We start from the raw sequence: 19,255 nt of genomic DNA, 5'->3' as shown, positions 1-19,255 counted from the left end.
AAAATGACTTACAAAAGAAGTATAATATTCATTCACCTTAAAAAAACTGGTTATTTCCGGATAATAACCAGATTGATAAATGCTAATCTAGCCGTATAAGCATCAAAAGCATAAAATAATCTGGCATCATCTTTAAACTATTTAAATGAGACAAACCAATTTAAATGAGATAAAAAATCTAAATCATTGAAAATTTCAGCTTAAAGTAATCGAATGTACAAATAAATAATTACAACTTAAATTAAAATAAATATTTACTAACATAAAGACAAACTCATTAATTCTATTCATATTTTACTTATAAATAACGATATCTTTAATATTTTGAAATAATTTAACAAAATATATATTTGTAATCTCTGTATGTTTTTTGTCTATATAACATAAATAATCACCTTAAAAGTAATAATTAAAGTAATAATAAATTAATTAAATTATTTAAAGGTAAAAGAATGAATGATTCTTTAGCATTAAAAAAAGCGAGGATTATTTCACCCAAAGCACTCATCCAAAATATACATCATGAGAAAAATGATCTAACGCATCCGAACTACAGTTTATTTTTAGATATTGATGGCACACTGGCTGATTTCACTTCAGATCCAAACCAAACAACTTTGAATCAAAGAAATTTTAATATTATTCAAAAACTTGTCAACAATTCTATAATTATCAGTATTGTTACGGGTAGACCTTTAGATCAAGCAAAAACCTTTTTCCCAAATCTAGCCTTAAATATTGCAGGAACCCATGGTCTGGAAATGCAATTAAAAAATATCGATACGCATATTTCTATGCCCCATACTCATTATAATCCAGAAGATTTAATTGAAATTAAACATGAGATTAATCAACTTTGCTTATCTCAACCCCATATTCGAATAGAACATAAACCTTATTCTATTGCGCTACATTATAGAGAACACCCTCAATATAAAAACCAAGCGTTGCATTTTTTAGAACAAGTGCAAGCGAAAAATTTAAATTTTAAAATTATTCAGGGTAAGTACGTATTTGAATTAATTCCTACACAGGCCAATAAAGGAAATGCAATTCACAGAATAATCCAACAATGTAAACTAGAAAATAGTATTGCATTATTTATTGGCGATGATTTTACTGATGAAGCAGGTTTTGAAGTCATTAATCAGGTTGGTGGTATCAGTATCAAGGTTGGTGCAGGCGATACCCAAGCTAGATTTAGATTAGAAAATACAATGGCTGTGACCGATTTTCTCGAATTATTTGCTCAACATATCCAACAAGAAAAGATTAAATCTTCGGTAAAACGCTTGGAGAATACTCATGTCTAGATTAATTGTTTTATCAAATCGTGTCAGCTTACCCGATCCCTCGAATAACTCAGCAGGTGGTCTAGCAGTGGCTGTGCAAGATGCACTACATGATATTGGTGGAATATGGCTGGGGTGGAATGGTCAACAAATTGACAATCATAAGTCGGTAAAGTTTGAACATATACAGCAAGATAATATTGAATTTATTACCTGCCCACTACAGCAGAGTCAATACCAGCAATATTACTGTGGCTTTGCCAATAACACCTTATGGCCTGCTATGCATGAGCGTGCTGATTTAATTGAGTTTAAATCCGAAGAATATGCTTCATATCAACAAGTTAACCAATTTTTTGCCGAAAAGCTGTATGAGATTGCTCAACCTGATGATTTAATTTGGGTACATGACTATCATTTTTTCAGTATAGCGCATTATTGTCGAAAACTTGGAATGCGTAATCGTATCGGTTTTTTCTTACATATCCCATTTGCCAGTGCTTCAATATGGGAAAAATTACCGGAGGCTCGCACCTTACTGCAAGATTTAACTCAATATGATGTATTAGGCTTACAGACTCAATTAGACCAACAAAAATGTATGCAGCTTTGCCAAAATAGTTTGAAATTTAGCCGCGTACAAGATGATCTTTTGATTCAACCTGATCAACAAACCCGCATTAAATGCTACCCTATTGGTATTAATCCTGAAGTGATACAACAGGCAGCACAACGTCAGAATCAAACCATGAAATCGATATTCGATTTTGAAGATAATCCTTTGTATAAAACTATTATCGGTGTTGACCGTATTGATTACTCAAAAGGTTTACTTGAGCGTTTTGGAGCTTTTGAATGCTTTTTACAACAGCATCCTGAGTATCATCAGCATATTGTGGATTTACAGGTTGCGGGCCCATCTCGCATGGACATTACGACATATCAAGATTTTTATCTATCTTTCATGGACAAAATTAAGCAAATCAATCAAGACTACGCTACTGCTGACTGGACGCCCATTAACTGCACTCAGGACGTGGTAGAGCATGATGAATTAATGCAGATTTATCAGTATGCCGACATTTGCTGGGTTAGTTCGTTAAAAGATGGGATGAATTTAGTTGCCAAAGAATATATTGCAGCACAGGATCCTGATAACCCTGGGGTGTTGATTCTCTCTAAATATGCAGGTGCAGCAGAGCAAATGACCGAAGCGGTGCTGGTCGATCCAAATAATGAAAAGCAGATGGTTAAATCCCTTGAAACTGCTTTGTTTATGTCGAAAGAAGAACGTATTGAACGTTATCAACAACTGATGCTGGGCATCGAGCAGTTTGATATCAATGACTGGCGTAATGCATTTTTACATGACTTACAGCAACCCATAGATGAACCAATTTATATGCACAAGGCAGGGATTTCATCTCGGGCTTCAACATTTAAGGTCTAGTTTGCTCCTATTCACTTGAATGTGTTGCTTTGAATTTTAATCTGCCCAGCAAGGGTTACAGCAAATTGCTGTAACCCCGTGTGATTCTATTTTGCTTGTATCTGGGTGTATCTGTTGACGATGCCAATCATTGCCAACAGCAGTGCAATGATAATAAATACCGAGCCTAATCCAATCACTTCACTTAAAAAGCCTACCAGTGCAGGGCCAAGTAAAGCCCCACTATAAGCAATTGTTGAAACCAATGATAATGCAGCTGCTTTGGGAATTAAATTTTGCTCTCCTACCCGAGAAAACATCACTGGTACAATGTTAGAACTCCCCAAACCTAAACAGCAATATCCTAACAATACTACCGACCAGTGAGGAGCAAATACGATAATCATTAAGCCCAAAGCAGCCAAAATGGTGCCATACAATACTACCTGCTTGGCACCAAACCATCGTAACAAAACACTGCCTGAAAACCGCCCTACTGTCATAGCGATTGCAAAAAAAGTATAGGCAAAACCAGCGTAAGTAGGATCTAAGTGGTATTGCTTTACCAGATATATCCCACTCCAGTCCATTGCTGCCCCTTCAGATAAAAAACTGATAAAACATACCAAACCGATCAGAAGTAAAGTGGGATGCATCAATTCTTTTAACTTTAATTTTTCTGGCTTATTTTCTACTACTGTGCCTTGCTCTATGTTCTCTATTCGAGTCAAACATAGCGGTATGGCAAAAAATGCAATGCTTAACAATATACAACTGATACTCAGTGCGGCAAGTAATGGTGTAATACCTAAAGCCAATAAGATGCTGACCAATGCCACACCCATTAAGCCCCCTAAACTACACATGCCGTGAAAACTGGACATTCTATTGCTTAGGCTATTTTTCTCAACAATGACTGCTTGCATATTAATAGCAACGCCCAAGCTTCCTACCATCGTACCAAACACAAACAATAAAATGGCCATAGATAAAGCAGTATTGCATATACTCAGAAAGGGCAAAATACATAGCATAGCCAATAGCGTAAAACCAATAATTGACTTACACCCCAACTTTTGGATTAAAGCACCCGTGGCAGGCATAGATAAAAATGAGCCAATACCTGCGCAAAGCAGAAGTAAACCAAAATCTGCATGATTCAGATACAAGCGTTGCTGGGCAAATGGAATTAATGGCGCCCATGCTGCTGTCGCAAAACCCAAGCTAAAAAAACTAAGCTGAGTTGCTAAAATTTGACTATGGATGGGGTTCGTACGATCCCATACAGCTGTTTTAAAAATGAACATTTACGATGCCACTCACAAAAAATTTAGGCATTTCCTTACAAAACCACAATCCATAGAAAAACCCCTTGTCTTTTGCCATGTAAAACTGACAAATGAACAAGGGGTATTTGGCGAAATTATACTCAGATTTTAAATGCTGTCATTGTTTATTTTTGAGTTTTCTCTAGAAATTTGTAACATAGACAATGCAGTTCCCACTTAAATCTATATAACTAATATATATCGTTTTTTTATTTTTAGATTTAATTAACTTTATAGTAATTCGCAAACATGGGGTTGAATTAACCTATCTCCAGTTGCCAAAGCATAAACTATTTTAAATCTTATATTGAGTTGAACGCTCTACGTTTTATATCTTTATGATGGCTGTTAAGAAAGATAGGTTCATCCATGATTATTTATAGCTCAGCATTTTCCAACCGACTGAGAAAATAAGATAAGCCCTCTGGCGCACGTGCATCCAAACGGCTACTTGTACTCACGCGTACTTGATTAGTCCAAGTAATTTGATATCCGTGTTGAATAAATTTTTGTACCAATCCAACATCTTCATGGCAGCAAATCGCTTCAAAACCACCCACTTGTAGATATACTTGCGCACTAAAGCTTAAATTAGCTCCATGAATATGCTGATGGTTCATACGATCTTTGTAATGGATCAAATAGTTTTGCTGAGCATTTAGGGACAAATGGCTAAAATCATCAAGCTGCACCACGCCACAAATGACATCAGTGGGTTGATGCTGTATTTGAGCATATAACCAATCTAAATCTACACAACTGTCCGCATCTGTGCATGCAATCCAAGTCGCACCCTGCGCGATTAAATGCCGAATTCCTAAATCACGTGCTTGCCCTACGCATTGATAGCTACATGTAAGCCAACGTATATGATTGTTTTTTACGATATTTAAGGATTGATCATTACACTGATCTAATACCACTAAAACTTCAACTTGATGGTGCTTAATTTGTTCAATTGCTTTTTGAACAGCTTGCAAGCATGCCGATAAGTACTGTTCTTCATTATGGGCCGGAATAACGATACCTATTTTCAAATACTTCCCTCCTGTTGTGCCAGTGAAGAAGCGCCAACTGTCCAAAGATCGATGATAAAATCGGGATCACTCAGCGTTAAATAATGATGAAATGGCAATTGATTCCTCAAGCTTTCATGAACCCGTTGCGCATCTAGCTCAAAACCTTCTATCTCATGGCGCCAATGGCAGCACAGAATTTCTCCATGTGGCGTTAAACTATGCGTTAAATGATCAATTAATTGATGTAATTCTTGTGAGGTCAAATAATATGCGACCTCACTCATTACAATGAGATCAAAATGTCCAGAAGGATAAGCGTTGGGTATTCTTCTCTGTTCTACCTTAACATGTTTATAGCCGTGCAAACGTTTGGAAGCCAATTGAATAGCATTTTCGGAAGCATCTATTGATAAGACTCGATCAGCGCGCTGTGCCAAATGTTCGCTTAGATGGCCATTAGAACAACCTATTTCTAAAAGATTTATGTAGTGTGGTCGCGTCAATAACGCCAGACAAATTTGCTTTTTTCTAGATTCATACCAACGGTGATCATACCCCCATGGATCCTCACTTTTTGAATACAATTCTTCAAATACATCGATATAGTCATTCACAGAGATAGACCTCATAAGGCATGAGCAGACGCTCAATGATTGCTGGCGATAGAACAGCATTCTGTCCCGTACTCTCATCTGCTTGGGTTTGAGAATTGAACTGTAAAATGGCTTGACGTTTTTGGCTAATTTGCTCATCAGTCAAGCAATAAGCGTAGGCTTGATGCCATGGGATTCGGGGATCCTGAGGAATTGCCCAATGCCAAGCCCAGATCAGAACTTGCAAACAGGGCAATTGGTGTACTTTTGCGAATGACTGAACGGTCTTACCTACTGCTTCATGATCTGGATGACCATCGTATTTATAGGTGCAAATTAAAAAATCTTCTGGGTGAATGGTCTGATCTAATCCAGACCAAAGTTGATTGATTTGAAAATGAACTTGTCCATCAGTCAAATTCAATCCGATACGTTGGGTATGTTTAGCAATCGCTAAACACTCTAGGGCAGCCAAACTTTCTAGTGGACGCAATTGATTTAACTGTTCGGGTGTGTATTTTTTCGATTGTGGATGGCTCTGGGTACCATTTGTAACTGCCAATACAACAATGTTGCAATCTAATTGCATAAGCTGTTGCATTAAGCCAGCACAACCCAGTATCTCATCATCAGGATGCGGTGATATTATCACCACCCTTTTGGAACGAAATTGCTCAAGATCGAGTGGTGGCAACGGCTGTTTTTCAAATGCCTGTAACCATTGACTCTTTTGAGTGCCCTCACCCTGAATCATCCGATCTTCAACGAGAGGATGTCTTAAAGTTCCCATGACATATGCTCCTGTAAACATCGTTCAGCAATTTGCACATCATCAAATGCGGCATGGCTTTGCCGAATAAATACAGGTAGATCAGCCATTAATTGAGCAAAAACACCCTCTTCACAATATGGTCTTGCCCCTAAAGCTTTACCAGCCAAATCCATGACAGCTTGACAGCATTGCTCAGTTTGCGCACGCAAAATTCGAATCACACGTTCATGATTCTCATGAGGCTGTGTGTCTATAAGTTTGGCTGTATATTGAAAAAATGCTTTTGTGACTGCCAACTGCTGAGCCAGCTCACCCATATACATAGACTTAAATGAATTTGGACTATCTTGACAACTCTGTTGTAAAAAATGCATCAAACGTGCAGCAGCTCCATACCAACACGCTGCTATGCCTGCTGCACCATGCCAGAAACCTGGACGTTGTAAATATTGATCAGGTTGCCCGATAAGCCGAATTAAGCAGTTGTGAAAATGAACTTTCGCTGTTTGGGTATGTTGCATACCCACTGCTTGCCACTGACTAAAATCTATAGAAATATTAGGCTGATCTAATTGAACCATGCACAACTGAGATTGACCTTGTTGATTCTTATAACTCATTAATGCTCGTTGTACAAAGGCAGCCCCAGAACACCATAACTTAGTTCCAGTACAATGGTTATTTGCCACCTGTAGAGGCGCTGGACCGCCTTCAGCAGCCCATACAGCCCATATCTCTGAAGAACGTATGTTTGTCGAATCGCCTAATTCGTACAAGATACTAAGTGCATCACAATGTGATTCAAATAGTTTTGCCAAACTTAGATCAATTCCCGCTATTTCAGCAAAACACTGCCAACGTGCATAGGTTTGCCCTTGTGCGGGAAAGGGTAAATTCTCAGATAAAAGGGTTAATTGGCGAAATACAGATATACGCTGCTGATTTTTATATTCGAAAGTTGCCGAATTAAAATCTGCTAATACCTGTTTCATGGACTTATTTATTTGGATTTGAAGATTCATTTTAATTTAGTTTTTCATAAGCTTTAAAATTTAATCTATCGTTTAAAATTAATATATTAAATTTAAGTTTTGTAAAAAAACAGGAAATTGCCAAACAACTCACATTAAGCAGATAAAATATCATTTCATTTTGTGACGTTGTTATTGAATAACGTGAGTTAAGTTATTTTAAAAGACTGTTCTGTAACTATTATTATAAATTAAAGAATAAATCCAAAATACACGGTAATCTAAATACTCTAAATCGTTTTATTTTTAATAAAGAAGAGGCTGAAATGACTACTTTCAATATTCAAGATATTAAAAAGCACGCGAATGTTATTGCATCTTGTGGCACACAAGTTGGTACAGTTGATCATCTCGAAGGCGATAGTCAGCTAAAATTAACTCGTGATGATGATCCGAATGGTCAACATCATTTAATTCCAACGTCTTGGATTAGTGATGTTAAGGGTGATCAAGTTATCCTGAATAAAAACTCAGAAGAAGTCCGTGATCAGTGGAAAGCTATATAAATAAACCTAGCGCAGTCATACTTATTTGGCTGCGCTTTAAGCTATTTGTAGATATTTACAAAGTGCAAGCTAATCGAACTCACCAACACCTACAACAGCGTAACAAGTGCATTATGTAAATATAGGCTCTCAAAAAGGAAAATCAACCCGTAGGTATTACAAAATAAGTTTCTTAATTATGCTGACTATAGAAAAATATAAGGTTGATAAAATCAAGATTAAGCTCTTAAACTATCGAATATTGATACGATCAACATGACCTATATATTTACTCAATATATTCAAAAAATGACACAATCAAGTCATCTTTAATAAAATCTTATTTTTAATAAAAAATATTTCACAATATTTTATCTACCTTTTAGTTAAAATATCGCTTAAAGTTATTATTTATGAGTAAATTAATATAAAAATAAACATTTTTTTAAACAAGTTGCCAATTAAAATTCCTCCCTAGAAAATACGCTATAAAATTCAAAAAATATTTAACAAAGTAGCAACAGGGTTAAAATCCTTATAGTTTACTTTTAATTTTGAATACCGTTACAAGAAATGATTTCTTTTATTGCCTGCGATAAGAGTGGGACAACTAAGTTGATAAGTTCGCCCATCTATATTTAGATCTACTGATTTAAGCTTATGGCTCTATTTATTTGAGCCTAGCCTTGTAACTTTAGCCATTTGGTCGAGTCACAATTGGGAAAATTGAATCTGGCCGTTTAAACATTGCAAAGAATTTTCCAATTTTCAGTGGATTGCCTTTGACTTTACTGTCTTTAGAAAGGAGGACTTTTACCCCTTCTATTTGTCCTGTAATCATTTTTAGATATAAGGGTTTGGTTAAGGTTAATGTTGGGCAATCCGATGCCAAAGCGCTACTGTGATCATAACGCTTGAATTGCATGACTGAGTTTTCAACCCACAATGAAAAATTCTCTTTGGTATCCGATAAAACCAGATTGAGACACTGGTTTTCACTTTTTAAATTTTCTACATCTAAATTGGTTGCCATGGCTTCAAGAAATCTTTCTGTTGGCGTGTGAATCAATAAGTCACTTGGATCAGATGTATTTTGCAAAGGTAGATTATTTTGTAGCTCTTGGGCACCGACTAAAAAGAAATTACGCCAAGTTGAAGCCTCAGCAGCATAGCCCAATTGACGATAAGTATTTGCCAATAAGTTTTTCGCTTGTTGGTTTTGAGGGTTATTCAACACAATATGCTTTAAAATCTCAGCAGCCCATCTATAATCAGCTTGATCATAGGCATCTTGCGCATTTTTCAACGCTTTGCTCTCCCCACCTGCTAATTCAATATATTTTTTTGCAACAGCTTTAGGTGGCAATGGATCTAAATTGGAAGGATGGGCATCGAACCATCCCATATAATATTGGTATACCGCTTTTACATTATGCTTTAGGGTTCCATAATAGCCATGAGCATATAGTTTTTGATCAAGTGCCGCTGGAAGCTGAATTTTCTCAGCAATTTCAGCGCCATTTAAACCAGAGTTCATATATCTCACCGTCTGGTCATGGGTAAACTTATATACATCTCGCTGCGTTTTAATAAAATCTTGAATATTGTCATTGCCCCATACTGGCCAATGATGCTGTGCAATCAACACATCCGATGTTTTGGCATGTTGCATTGCCTGATCTAAATAACCCACCCATTTTAAGGCATCTCGTACTTTAGCACCTCGAAGGGTATAAAGATTATGCATGGTATGCGAAAGAATTTCCGCGCCATTATAAAGTTTGAGTGATGGGATAGAGAAGGTTAACTCTGCGGGCGCTTCTGAACCCGGCACGTTATAAAACACAAAATCTAGACCATCAACGGTCATTTTCTGTTCCGCCTGAGTAATCAGTTGTGTAGGCTCAAGGATTCCCATTTTCCCAACAGCAACTGCCTTACCTAAACCTGTATCTACCAGCCCTTGTGCATTCTTCGGTAGAAAAGTTCCATACATGTAACTGGCACGACGTAGCATGGCTGAACCTGCCATCACATTTTCACTGGTCGCTTCTTCCATAAAGCCTTGTGGCGCTATAATTGGCGTTTTTCTTGCGTTAATTTCTTCGGTAGAAATAACACCTAATGCCCCACCAAAATGATCGATATGGCTATGGGTAAAGATAATGGCTGAAATTTTTTGCTCACCTAAATGCTGTCTAGCAAATTTGAGTGCAGCTTCAGCTGTTTCTTTAGAAGTTAATGTATCAACAATAATCCAGCCAGTATCACCCTGTATAATAGTCATATTTGCCAAATCGAAACCACGAATTTGCCAAACTCGATCTGTAACTTTAAAAAGACCGACATTGTTGTTTAACTTTGCTTGTCGCCATAGACTCGGATTAACAGTATTTGGAGCTTGATCGTTTAAAAAATTAAACGCATCAAAATCCCAGATAACATTGCCTTTCTCACTTTTAATTTGACCCGTCGGCTTGGCAATAAAGCCTTTTTGCGCATAATTAAACTCAGTCATATCATCTAAATTATATTTATTCTTATAGGTATTATTTGACTCAATGACTGCTTTTTCTACCGCTGCATTTGCTGCAAAAACAGAAAATGGTAAAATAAACATCAATGAGACCGTCAAAAATTTAATTTTCATTGTCTTTCCTTTTAAAAACATCCATATTTTTGGGTTTTATGATTTGTGCATTATTTTCATCTGGCATTAAACCCTGTCTTATATCCCGCTATAAAATCCTCTTCCTTCTACAATTTGATTCATCCCAGCTTTCAATTGGTGATTTTATTGATCAATCATAACTTTGATTTACCTTGAATCGAATGCCACCTTCAATATAGTCTTTTAAGTATTTACCCAACAGTTTGTGATCTTTTACCTTGGTCGGCCAAAAGTGTTCAAGACCAATATCACTGACCACATTGAGTATCGTATTGAAGGTAAAAAGTACTTTTAATGCAATCGCGTCAGGTTCAGAATCTGGTAAAGCCAGTTGTAATAAAGAGACTGCTTTATCTGAAATAGGTACCAATGTCTTTACAACAATGATCCGCCCTTCGTCTCCTGCGCTAATCGTCTTAGAAAAGAATTTTATATAATGAATCCCATTTTCCTGTAAAAGAATCTTCACCATCGGTTTCATCAAGGCATCTACAACATCAGAAACTTGTACATGTTCAGGTTGAATCGCATTTAAGAGCGCGAGGCTGTCTGTAACATAAGGTGTCATGACATGATCAAGCGCAGCTTCTACCAATCCCCATTTAGATTTGAAGTGGTAATATAAAGCTGATTTATTTGCTACTTTTGCAGTTTCATTAATTTTCTGTACAGACAAAGTTTCAATATTGTTCTGTGAAAAGAGAACAATCGCAGCCTCGATAAGCTTTTCTTTGGTTTGATTACTCATCACATTCCATAGAGAAAAATAAAAAGAGAGGTCTTTTTATATCAAAAATGATAAAAAATAAACCAGTCCAATCGACTGGCTTATTTTTGACAGATGAACTATGAACAACCTTTGGCTTCAAATTCCTCTTTAGAGCTGTAGTTCAAGTCTGGTAAATAATCACCCATGACTGTCTTTTCATCTCCCCAAACTTTGGTGTTCTGGATTGCTTGACTAAAGTTTGAATACGGTAATAAATTTCTCATGATCAGGAAACCAACATCGTTATGCCCTTTTTCCACCGCATCTGGACCAGTATACCCATCACCACGTGGACTTAAAGGCAAGTACGCAATTCCACATTCTTCTGTTGCATTCTTTGGTCGATCTTCTGGTAGAGATACAACGAGAGTATAAAAGCCATTTTTGTCTGTATGCTTTATTTGCTCATCATAGATACAAAAGTTAGTTGCTGTCGAGATCAGCTCATTGCTACAAATTGACCAATATCGAATATCACCTTTCCCTAAAGTGGTTTCGTTACCAGAAGTTGCTGCGATTTGTGGCAGTTTACCTTTCACCACAACCACCTTACCGAGCTTACGGCTAATCACAGAAAAGGTATATTCATTATCTGGTGTAGCCCATTGATTCAGCTTACGTTCAGTTTTAAATCCTTCACACTGAGCTAAGTTATATTTATAAATACAACTAATATTCGCAGGCCCGTTATAGGCGGTATACCATGTTGGGGTCAATTGCGCAGGGAAACCCGTGTAAGGCTGTTTATTATACAAACTTAAAATTAAGTTCAAAGGCGTTTGCACATTATCCAAAGCTTTTTCTTTCACTTTAAGGACCGTGCAAACTTCTGCACCTGTTTTGATTTCACCATTGGCTAACTGCACTTTAAAGCGAGGAAAATTAACCCCTCCTTTCTCATTAAAGCCTTTATTCGGCACATAAACACGATAGATTAACGCCACTTCATTACTGTCTGTTTTAGGTGCATATAAAGTATTTTCTTGAGGCAATGCAGGTAGATCCCCCAAGACCAACTCAGCTTTAAATCCTCTTTCTTTATTTAAGCGGTTATTCCCCACAATAAAGGGATTGGTCACACCGTGATTGGGTTTAATATTGACATCTACCAAAGAGTTAACGCGTTCTCCTTTAGCTGTATAGCTAACCAGAGAAGTGTGACGGGCATAAGGATAATCACCATCGATAAAAACTTTTGCACCTTCTGGCACTGTAAATTCACTCGACCAATAATTTACATTGGAGTCTGGAAGCGCATAATTCATAGGATTGGCACCACCGGTTCCATCCTTACTTGAAACCGCATTTTGCCACATACAATCTGTCAGTTCTGCTTTAGGCGGTTGGGTTAGATATTTCTCATCATCATTGTCGTTACAAGCACTTAAAGTGATTGAACCCATAACCGTCGTCAGCAGTATCCCTACTTTTAATTTATTCATTTTTTCCATAACTTACTTTTCCTTTACACCATGTACTTCGATCCTAGAACGATGGCGACTTCATTTTAATTTTAATTGATCATTTAAATGGATTGTTTTTTAATCCACTTAGATTAAATATAATAATCCACTTAGATTAATTTTCAAGCGTTTTTTTTTGATCTTTTTAAAAGGTTCTTTTTTGCACTGATCAATGACATTTCAAGTCGGTATTTAAAATAAGCGCAGTTTCTCTATCCATATAAATTAAAAAGATATTTTTTGATAAAAGGGTGATTTTTAACAGTAGGTCTAATTATTTTTATAAAAATGCGGAAGAACCTAAACTGAGGTCTTTTTGATACGTCATTTATTATTTAAATAAAATGAAGGAAAAACTTTTGCTCAATATCTTGAAAATCTCGAACCTAAATTGAATATCTACTTTCTCATTTTAAAAGGAAGATAACATAAGTGAGATAGCAAGAAAATTTCTTTAAATTGAAAAAAATAAAAATATACTAGATCTTTTCCATACATCAAAAAATGATCATCAGGAGCGAATCCTATTTGTATAGGAACTCCCTTCTCCCGTTGGGAGAAGCCTCTTTCAATAGTGACATGTTGTAATCAACATGAGCTTTATTGATTGATAAAATCGCTCTAATATTCCAAAGTTCAATATCTTTTAAAATTCCAGCTGCAATATCGTTTTCAAACTAGGTTATCTATAACCAATCAATTACAATAGCTTCTTTTATTCAGCACAGCATATTTTGAATCGCTCATCTTCCCAATTAAAACGTGGACTTAAAAATCGTCATATCCAATTGATCGCTATGGGTGGCGCTGTGGGTACAGGATTATTTCTAGGTTCTGCACAAGTCATCCAATCTGCTGGCCCTTCGATTATTTTAGGCTATGCCATCGTCGGTTTGATTGCCTTTTTAATCATGCGCCAAATGGGTGAAATGATTGTAGAAGAACCTGTTGCAGGTTCATTCAGTTATTTTTCACAAAAATATTGGGGAAAATTTCCTGGCTTTTTATCTGGCTGGAATTACTGGGTCATGTATATTTTAGTCGCCATGACTGAGCTTACAGCGGTAGCTAAATATGTGCATTATTGGTGGCCGCATATCCCCGCTTGGGTCTCTGCTTTATTTTTCTTTGTCATCGTGACTGGTTTTAATCTGGGCAATGTTAAATTTTATGGTGAATCAGAATTTTGGTTAGCCATTATCAAAGTTGTTGCTGTGATTTCGATGATTGTATTTGGTTTATATCTTTTGCTCACAGCTGGTGCTGATTCAACTGCAACTGTGGCAAACCTATGGCAACATGGTGGATTTTTCCCACATGGTTTTTCAGGGCTGTTTTATATGCTGGCCTTTTTAATGTTTGCATTTGGCGGCATTGAATTGATTGGGATGACCGCTGCTGAAGCAGAAAATCCTGAAAAAAGCATACCACAAGCAGTCAATCGCGTGATTTTCCGCATTTTAGTTTTTTATATTGCTTCTCTTGCCATTATTATGTCATTAATCCCATGGAATCAACTTGATCTGGGTGGTTTAGATAAAAGTCCCTTTGTAATGATTTTCAGCCAACTGGGCTTAGGCTGGGCAGCACATTTACTCAATTTTATTATTTTGACTGCGGCACTTTCAGTATATAACAGTGGTATGTATGCCAATAGCCGTATGCTGTATGGGCTTGCAGTACAAGGCAATGCACCGAAGATGTTTGCAAAAGTGAGCAAACAAGGTGTTCCAATATCTGCTGTGGTATTTTCTTCTATTCTAATTTTTGGCTGTGTGTTACTGAACTATTTTGTGCCTGAAGAAGCATTAAGTCACCTGATGTATTTGGCTGTTGCTGCTTTGGTTTTAAACTGGGCAATTATTAGCTTTACTCATTTAAAATTTAAGCAAGCCATGAAATTGGAAGGCAAAACCGTAAAATTCCCTTCAATTTTTTCACCTATTAGTAATTATATTGTTTTAGTTTTTATTAGTACGATTCTATATATCATGTGGAAACAAAACTTTAAGGAGTCTGTCATCTTGATTCCTATCTGGATTATGGTGATGTTTGGATTATTTAAAATTTTAAGCTGGAACAAGTCACGCTAATATTTTAAAAGGCTTATTGAACCGAATAGGCCTTTAATGATTCTAATATTCTCAGCGTTCCATAACCAGAATTTGGTTAAAGTATCTAAAAACTTTTTTTCACAAAAGCTCGAATGATTGACGTAGAATTTCTTACATTGAGAAGTCCAAATCTACAACGATAAAGCATTGATAAAAATTTCATATCTACAACTTTCAAGTGATAATATTCATAAACTCAAGTTGCTATGAATGAAGCATGTTCTTTTGGAAAATTTTATGACGCAAGATACAAAACGAAATAAAGGTTCATCGATCACACGAGTACTTGAGATTTTAGAAGCAATTGGTGAAGCAAAACATCCCCCTTCTCCACTTGATCTCTCTTTAGCACTTGATATTCCAAAACCCAGTATTCATCGACTCATTCAATTATTAGAAAAAGAGGGTTATGTCAAAGTAGATTTACACGGTGGCTTGTTGGTGGGTGGAAGAGTCAAACACTTATTATTCAATGTTTGGGAAAATGAAAAGTTTAGAATTGAGCGATTTTCTATTTTAGAAAAGCTGTCAAATAAGATTGGCGAAACCTGTGGTATTGCCATACTACAAGATAATCATATGCTATACGTGGACCGTATACAGACGAACTGGCCATTACAGGTATATTTACCTGTCGGTTCAACAGTACCTGTTTGGTGTACATCAAGTGGTAAGCTTTTTCTAAGCCATTTATCCGCAGAGAAAAGGAAAAATATTTTAAAAAATATCCCAATTACACAGTACACAAAAAACACCATTACAGATCCTAATTTGCTTGAATCTGAAATTCAGCGCATTGGCGTAACAAATTTAGGTACAGACAATGAAGAGTTTATAGCAGGTATGGTGGCTTGCTCAGTTCCTATACTCCACCCCAACGGTGAAATCATTGCTTGCTTATATACCCATGCACCAAGCATTCGAAAATCTTTAGATGACTTAATCAGTTATCAAGATGCATTAAGAGATGCAGCCACAGATTTAAATACTTATATCAAAAACTCTATCCATTAAAAGATGAGAGCTCGTGATTACACTTGTTGTATTAGTCAAAAAATTGAGCATTGAATACCGATCCCTATTTTAGCCTGTCTATTCAATGGCTTGCTGATAATTTAATGAATTACACGTAATCGTTTATAATGTTGCGACTTAGAATTCGCTCCTAAACGCGTGTACATGTGGAGGTACAGGACGTACCTCTCAACTAATATGAGCAAAAAAAGCATAGCTTGGTTTGCAGCGCAAGGTTTGGCATCCCCTATGTAAACTTTAACTGTAAAGAGTGTATTACAAGCTTTTAAATCCAACATATTCATTTCTATGGAAGAGTATAAGTTGCATAATTTATAAAGTTTACTGAGGCATAAGAACTACTCAACATGCACAAGCATCTAGTCTCAACAATTCAGTCGTTAAAATGATCCAAAATATGTTCCAAGCGTTATCACTCCGATCAGTGCCATCAGGGGGAAAATAACTGCGACAACAAACATGTCATAATAGGACTGTTTATGTGTAAGACCGCAAAGTGCAATAATAGTAATCACCGCACCGTTATGTGGAAGTGAGTCTAAAGAACCTGAAGCCATAGAAGCGACTCTGTGCATTAATTCTGGTGAAATACCAAAATCTTGCGCTAGGTTCATATAGGTTTCGCCCATCGTATTTAATGCGATACTCAAGCCACCAGAAGCAGAGCCGGTGATGCCAGCCAGTACATTGACCAAAATTGCTTCTGAAACCAGCGGATTACTGGGTGCTAAACTGACTAAAAAATCTTTTAAAATGACAAAACCAGCTAAGGAAGCAATAACTGACCCATATCCAACTTCTGAGGCAGTATTAAAAATCGGTAAAAAAGAAGAAGAAACACCATTTTGAATGCTGTCTCGAATATCGTTAATTCGCTTCCAATTTAGACCAATAATGGCAATACATGCGATGACCAATGCCGTAATAATAGACCAAAGGCCAATCACTGAATTCAAACTTGTATTACCAAATTGAGCAGTTGCCAAATATGAAGTATCCATATTTGGAAAAATTACTTTAGATAACATTAAATTAGATAAAATAACCAATACAATCGGGATCATTGCAATCAGCAAACTCGGATCTGAATGGGTTAAAATTTCTTTATGATTTTCGATGTGATTACCATACCCTTCACCTTGTTTTATTGAATGCTTGACTCTTCTATTTAGCCACCACATCCCCGTAATTAACATAAAAATTGATGCAATGATGCCAAGAACAGGAGCCGCATATAGATCCGTTTTAAAATACGGCATTGGGATTGCGTTTTGAATCGCGGGAGTTCCAGGTAAAGCAGTCATGGTAAAGGTTAATGCACCAAGCATAATTGCAGCTGGAATGAATCGTTTAGGAATACCCAATTCTTTAAATAATGCCGAAGCAATGGGAAATACTGCAAAACCCACTACAAAAAGTGAAACACCACCATAGGTTAATATCGCACAGGAAATAACGATCGATAACATCGCGCGGTGATGCCCTAAACGTTCAACAAAAAAAATTGCAATCGTACGGGCCGAACCACTATCGTCCATGAGCTTTCCGAAGACTGCACCTAAAAGGAAAAGTGGAAAATATTTGATAATATAACCACCTAAACCACTCATAAATACTTGCGAATAAAATCCTAATAATTCATGTGTCATTCCACTCCAAATGACTGCAAACAGTGCAAGTACAGGCGCCAAAATAATGACACTAAAGCCTCTATAAGCTAAATACATCAGCAAAATCAAAGAAACTACTATTCCAAATAGTCCTAACATCTTAAACTCCATTTATTTAATTATTATGATACATATTGTATCGATATACATGTATATCCAATTTTTAATGATGAAGCTAGATAAAAATATTTTCCACTTTAAAAAATTACTCAAGATATTGTTATTTATATATAAATATTTTTATTTTAGTAAAAATCATAAAACTCCTATTTACATATTAATTTATATTGATACGATACATATCAATATACAAGTATTATAAAACTAATCTACAGCATGCAACTCATCATTTTCAAATGAAAAATGCATGTAAATGGAATGAAACTAAAATGGAGTTCGCTTATGTCACATACAATTTTATTGCCCCGATTTATTGAAGTTGGAAAAAATGCTAGAAAAAAAATCCCTGAAATTTTAAAAAGCTTAGGCTGCCATAAACCATTGATCATTACCGATCAAATGATGGTGAAATTGGGCTATATCGCTGATATTCAAAATATTCTCAAAAATGAGCATATTGAAGCAGACTATTTTGATCAAACTATTCCAGAACCAACATCAAGTTCTATTGAGGCTGGAGTCAAATTTATTCAAACAAAACAATATGATTCAATTATTGCCATTGGTGGTGGGAGTCCAATTGACAGCGCAAAAGCGATTGGTATCTTAGGTCGCTATGGTGGAAAAATCAGAGATTACAAATTTCCTCGGCAAGTCAATGAACAAGGCTTACCGATTATTGCAGTTCCAACAACTGCAGGGACAGGTTCCGAAGCAACCAAATTCACCATCATTACCGATGATGAAAGCAATGAAAAAATGCTTTGTGTTGGTGCTGGTTTTATGCCGATCGCTGCAATTGTGGATTATGAACTTACTTTAAGCTTGCCTGCTCGTACCACAGCGGATACCGGGATTGATGCCTTAACACATGCGATTGAAGCCTATACCAGTAAAAAAGCCAATTTATATAGTGATACCCAAGCATTGGAAGCAATGCGCTTAATTGGACCCAATCTAAAAAAAGTCTATCTAGATCCAAGTGACAAAGGTGCCAGAGAAGCTTTAATGCTTGGTGCAACATTGGCAGGTGTGGCTTTTAATAATGCTTCGGTCGCTTTAGTTCATGGCATGAGCCGACCTATTGGCGCATTTTTCCATGTCCCACATGGTTTATCGAATGCCATGTTATTGCCCATGATCATCGAATATTCAATTCCGGCCGAACCTGAAAAATATGCTGATTGCGCAAAAGCCATTGGCGCAGCGCAGCAAACTGATTCTGTTGAATCTGCCAATGCTAAGTTAATTGAAGCATTAAAAGACATTAATTCATCACTGCAAGTGCCAACCTTGGAAGCTTTTGGAGCAGATAAAAGATATTTTGATGAAGTTGTAAATACTATGGCAGAACAGGCACTTGCTTCAGGCTCACCCAGTAATAACCCTCGTCTACCGACGAAAGAAGAAATCGTAAAACTTTATCAACAATTATGGTCTTAATTTTTCAACGAAAATAAACAA

At 36.4% G+C, this 19,255-nt stretch carries 15 protein-coding genes; 6 read left to right on the top strand and 9 right to left on the bottom strand.

Going from position 1 to position 19,255, the window contains the following annotated elements; translation table 11 throughout:
* The first annotated feature begins 452 nt into the window (after nt 1-452).
* Both otsB and AC4CVF_RS03750 read left to right on the top strand, forming a co-directional pair.
* Nucleotides 453-1,313, top strand: a complete 861-nt coding sequence (gene otsB, locus AC4CVF_RS03755; protein WP_490788912.1) for a trehalose-phosphatase — start codon at nt 453-455, stop codon at nt 1,311-1,313.
* Nucleotides 1,306-2,742 carry an alpha,alpha-trehalose-phosphate synthase (UDP-forming) gene (locus AC4CVF_RS03750; protein ID WP_419820229.1) on the top strand — a complete coding sequence of 479 codons (1,437 nt, stop codon included), beginning with the start codon at nt 1,306-1,308 and terminating at the stop codon, nt 2,740-2,742. The genes otsB and AC4CVF_RS03750 overlap by 8 nt, the downstream gene beginning before the upstream one ends.
* 86 nt (nt 2,743-2,828) lie before the next feature.
* Here AC4CVF_RS03750 and AC4CVF_RS03745 read toward each other — a convergent pair whose 3' ends face one another.
* The 5 genes from AC4CVF_RS03745 to AC4CVF_RS03725 form a co-directional block, all read right to left on the bottom strand.
* Nucleotides 2,829-4,028, bottom strand: a complete 1,200-nt coding sequence (locus tag AC4CVF_RS03745; RefSeq protein ID WP_490788911.1) for an MFS transporter — start codon at nt 4,026-4,028, stop codon at nt 2,829-2,831.
* 398 nt (nt 4,029-4,426) lie between these two features.
* Nucleotides 4,427-5,086 carry a glycosyltransferase family 2 protein gene (locus AC4CVF_RS03740; protein ID WP_336951495.1) on the bottom strand — a complete coding sequence of 220 codons (660 nt, stop codon included), beginning with the start codon at nt 5,084-5,086 and terminating at the stop codon, nt 4,427-4,429.
* Nucleotides 5,083-5,697 (bottom strand): class I SAM-dependent methyltransferase, encoded by a 615-nt coding sequence (locus AC4CVF_RS03735; RefSeq protein WP_490788910.1) that lies wholly within the window; start codon nt 5,695-5,697, stop codon nt 5,083-5,085. Before AC4CVF_RS03735 ends, AC4CVF_RS03740 begins: the two co-directional genes overlap by 4 nt.
* The gene (locus tag AC4CVF_RS03730; protein WP_490788909.1) at nt 5,675-6,451 is read right to left on the bottom strand and encodes a PIG-L deacetylase family protein; all 777 of its coding nucleotides are present in this window, start codon (nt 6,449-6,451) and stop codon (nt 5,675-5,677) included. Before AC4CVF_RS03730 ends, AC4CVF_RS03735 begins: the two co-directional genes overlap by 23 nt.
* Nucleotides 6,439-7,455 (bottom strand): acyl-CoA dehydrogenase family protein, encoded by a 1,017-nt coding sequence (locus AC4CVF_RS03725; RefSeq protein ID WP_490788908.1) that lies wholly within the window; start codon nt 7,453-7,455, stop codon nt 6,439-6,441. The genes AC4CVF_RS03730 and AC4CVF_RS03725 overlap by 13 nt, the downstream gene beginning before the upstream one ends.
* Nucleotides 7,456-7,730: 275 nt before the next feature.
* On the opposite strand from AC4CVF_RS03725, the gene AC4CVF_RS03720 reads away from it, so the two are divergent.
* Nucleotides 7,731-7,970 (top strand): DUF2171 domain-containing protein, encoded by a 240-nt coding sequence (locus tag AC4CVF_RS03720; protein ID WP_336951503.1) that lies wholly within the window; start codon nt 7,731-7,733, stop codon nt 7,968-7,970.
* A 673-nt stretch (nt 7,971-8,643) separates the two neighbouring features.
* Here AC4CVF_RS03720 and AC4CVF_RS03715 read toward each other — a convergent pair.
* From AC4CVF_RS03715 to AC4CVF_RS03705, 3 genes are all read right to left on the bottom strand, one after another.
* Entirely contained in the window at nt 8,644-10,599 is a 1,956-nt protein-coding gene (locus AC4CVF_RS03715; protein ID WP_419328603.1) for an alkyl/aryl-sulfatase, read from the bottom strand.
* A 151-nt stretch (nt 10,600-10,750) separates the two neighbouring features.
* Nucleotides 10,751-11,368 carry a TetR/AcrR family transcriptional regulator gene (locus AC4CVF_RS03710; RefSeq protein WP_336951507.1) on the bottom strand — a complete coding sequence of 206 codons (618 nt, stop codon included), beginning with the start codon at nt 11,366-11,368 and terminating at the stop codon, nt 10,751-10,753.
* A gap of 98 nt (nt 11,369-11,466) precedes the next feature.
* Nucleotides 11,467-12,840: a hypothetical protein gene (locus AC4CVF_RS03705; RefSeq protein WP_490788907.1), complete on the bottom strand. Its 1,374-nt coding sequence runs from the start codon at nt 12,838-12,840 to the stop codon at nt 11,467-11,469.
* Between the two features lie 746 nt (nt 12,841-13,586).
* Here AC4CVF_RS03705 and AC4CVF_RS03700 point away from each other — a divergent pair.
* Entirely contained in the window at nt 13,587-14,945 is a 1,359-nt protein-coding gene (locus AC4CVF_RS03700; RefSeq protein WP_490788906.1) for an amino acid permease, read from the top strand.
* A 258-nt stretch (nt 14,946-15,203) separates the two neighbouring features.
* Nucleotides 15,204-15,980, top strand: coding sequence for an IclR family transcriptional regulator (locus AC4CVF_RS03695; RefSeq protein ID WP_336951556.1), 777 nt, complete (start codon nt 15,204-15,206; stop codon nt 15,978-15,980).
* Between the two features lie 401 nt (nt 15,981-16,381).
* Here the strand turns inward: AC4CVF_RS03695 and AC4CVF_RS03690 are convergent, their stop codons facing one another.
* Nucleotides 16,382-17,770 carry a GntP family permease gene (locus AC4CVF_RS03690; RefSeq protein WP_336951558.1) on the bottom strand — a complete coding sequence of 463 codons (1,389 nt, stop codon included), beginning with the start codon at nt 17,768-17,770 and terminating at the stop codon, nt 16,382-16,384.
* Between the two features lie 303 nt (nt 17,771-18,073).
* Here AC4CVF_RS03690 and AC4CVF_RS03685 point away from each other — a divergent pair, with 303 nt between their 5' ends.
* On the top strand, nt 18,074-19,234 hold the full coding sequence (locus tag AC4CVF_RS03685) for an iron-containing alcohol dehydrogenase (RefSeq protein ID WP_336951561.1): 1,161 nt from the start codon (nt 18,074-18,076) through the stop codon (nt 19,232-19,234).
* Nucleotides 19,235-19,255 lie beyond the last annotated feature (21 nt).

The organism is Acinetobacter sp. LipI_19, from assembly GCF_058242925.1.
This window is presented reverse-complemented; position numbering and strand designations above follow the sequence as displayed.

Excerpts from the sequence above, each read along its gene's own strand:
- AC4CVF_RS03725 (WP_490788908.1), bottom strand. The coding sequence starts at position 7,455 with ATGAATCTTCAAATCCAAATAAATAAGTCCATGAAACAGGTATTAGCA.
- AC4CVF_RS03745 (WP_490788911.1), bottom strand. The coding sequence starts at position 4,028 with ATGTTCATTTTTAAAACAGCTGTATGGGATCGTACGAACCCCATCCAT.
- AC4CVF_RS03735 (WP_490788910.1), bottom strand. The coding sequence starts at position 5,697 with ATGAGGTCTATCTCTGTGAATGACTATATCGATGTATTTGAAGAATTG.
- AC4CVF_RS03710 (WP_336951507.1), bottom strand. The coding sequence starts at position 11,368 with ATGAGTAATCAAACCAAAGAAAAGCTTATCGAGGCTGCGATTGTTCTC.
- otsB (WP_490788912.1), top strand. The coding sequence starts at position 453 with ATGAATGATTCTTTAGCATTAAAAAAAGCGAGGATTATTTCACCCAAA.
- AC4CVF_RS03720 (WP_336951503.1), top strand. The coding sequence starts at position 7,731 with ATGACTACTTTCAATATTCAAGATATTAAAAAGCACGCGAATGTTATT.
- AC4CVF_RS03690 (WP_336951558.1), bottom strand. The coding sequence starts at position 17,770 with ATGTTAGGACTATTTGGAATAGTAGTTTCTTTGATTTTGCTGATGTAT.
- AC4CVF_RS03705 (WP_490788907.1), bottom strand. The coding sequence starts at position 12,840 with ATGGAAAAAATGAATAAATTAAAAGTAGGGATACTGCTGACGACGGTT.
- AC4CVF_RS03750 (WP_419820229.1), top strand. The coding sequence starts at position 1,306 with ATGTCTAGATTAATTGTTTTATCAAATCGTGTCAGCTTACCCGATCCC.
- AC4CVF_RS03685 (WP_336951561.1), top strand. The coding sequence starts at position 18,074 with ATGTCACATACAATTTTATTGCCCCGATTTATTGAAGTTGGAAAAAAT.
- AC4CVF_RS03730 (WP_490788909.1), bottom strand. The coding sequence starts at position 6,451 with ATGGGAACTTTAAGACATCCTCTCGTTGAAGATCGGATGATTCAGGGT.
- AC4CVF_RS03695 (WP_336951556.1), top strand. The coding sequence starts at position 15,204 with ATGACGCAAGATACAAAACGAAATAAAGGTTCATCGATCACACGAGTA.
- AC4CVF_RS03715 (WP_419328603.1), bottom strand. The coding sequence starts at position 10,599 with ATGAAAATTAAATTTTTGACGGTCTCATTGATGTTTATTTTACCATTT.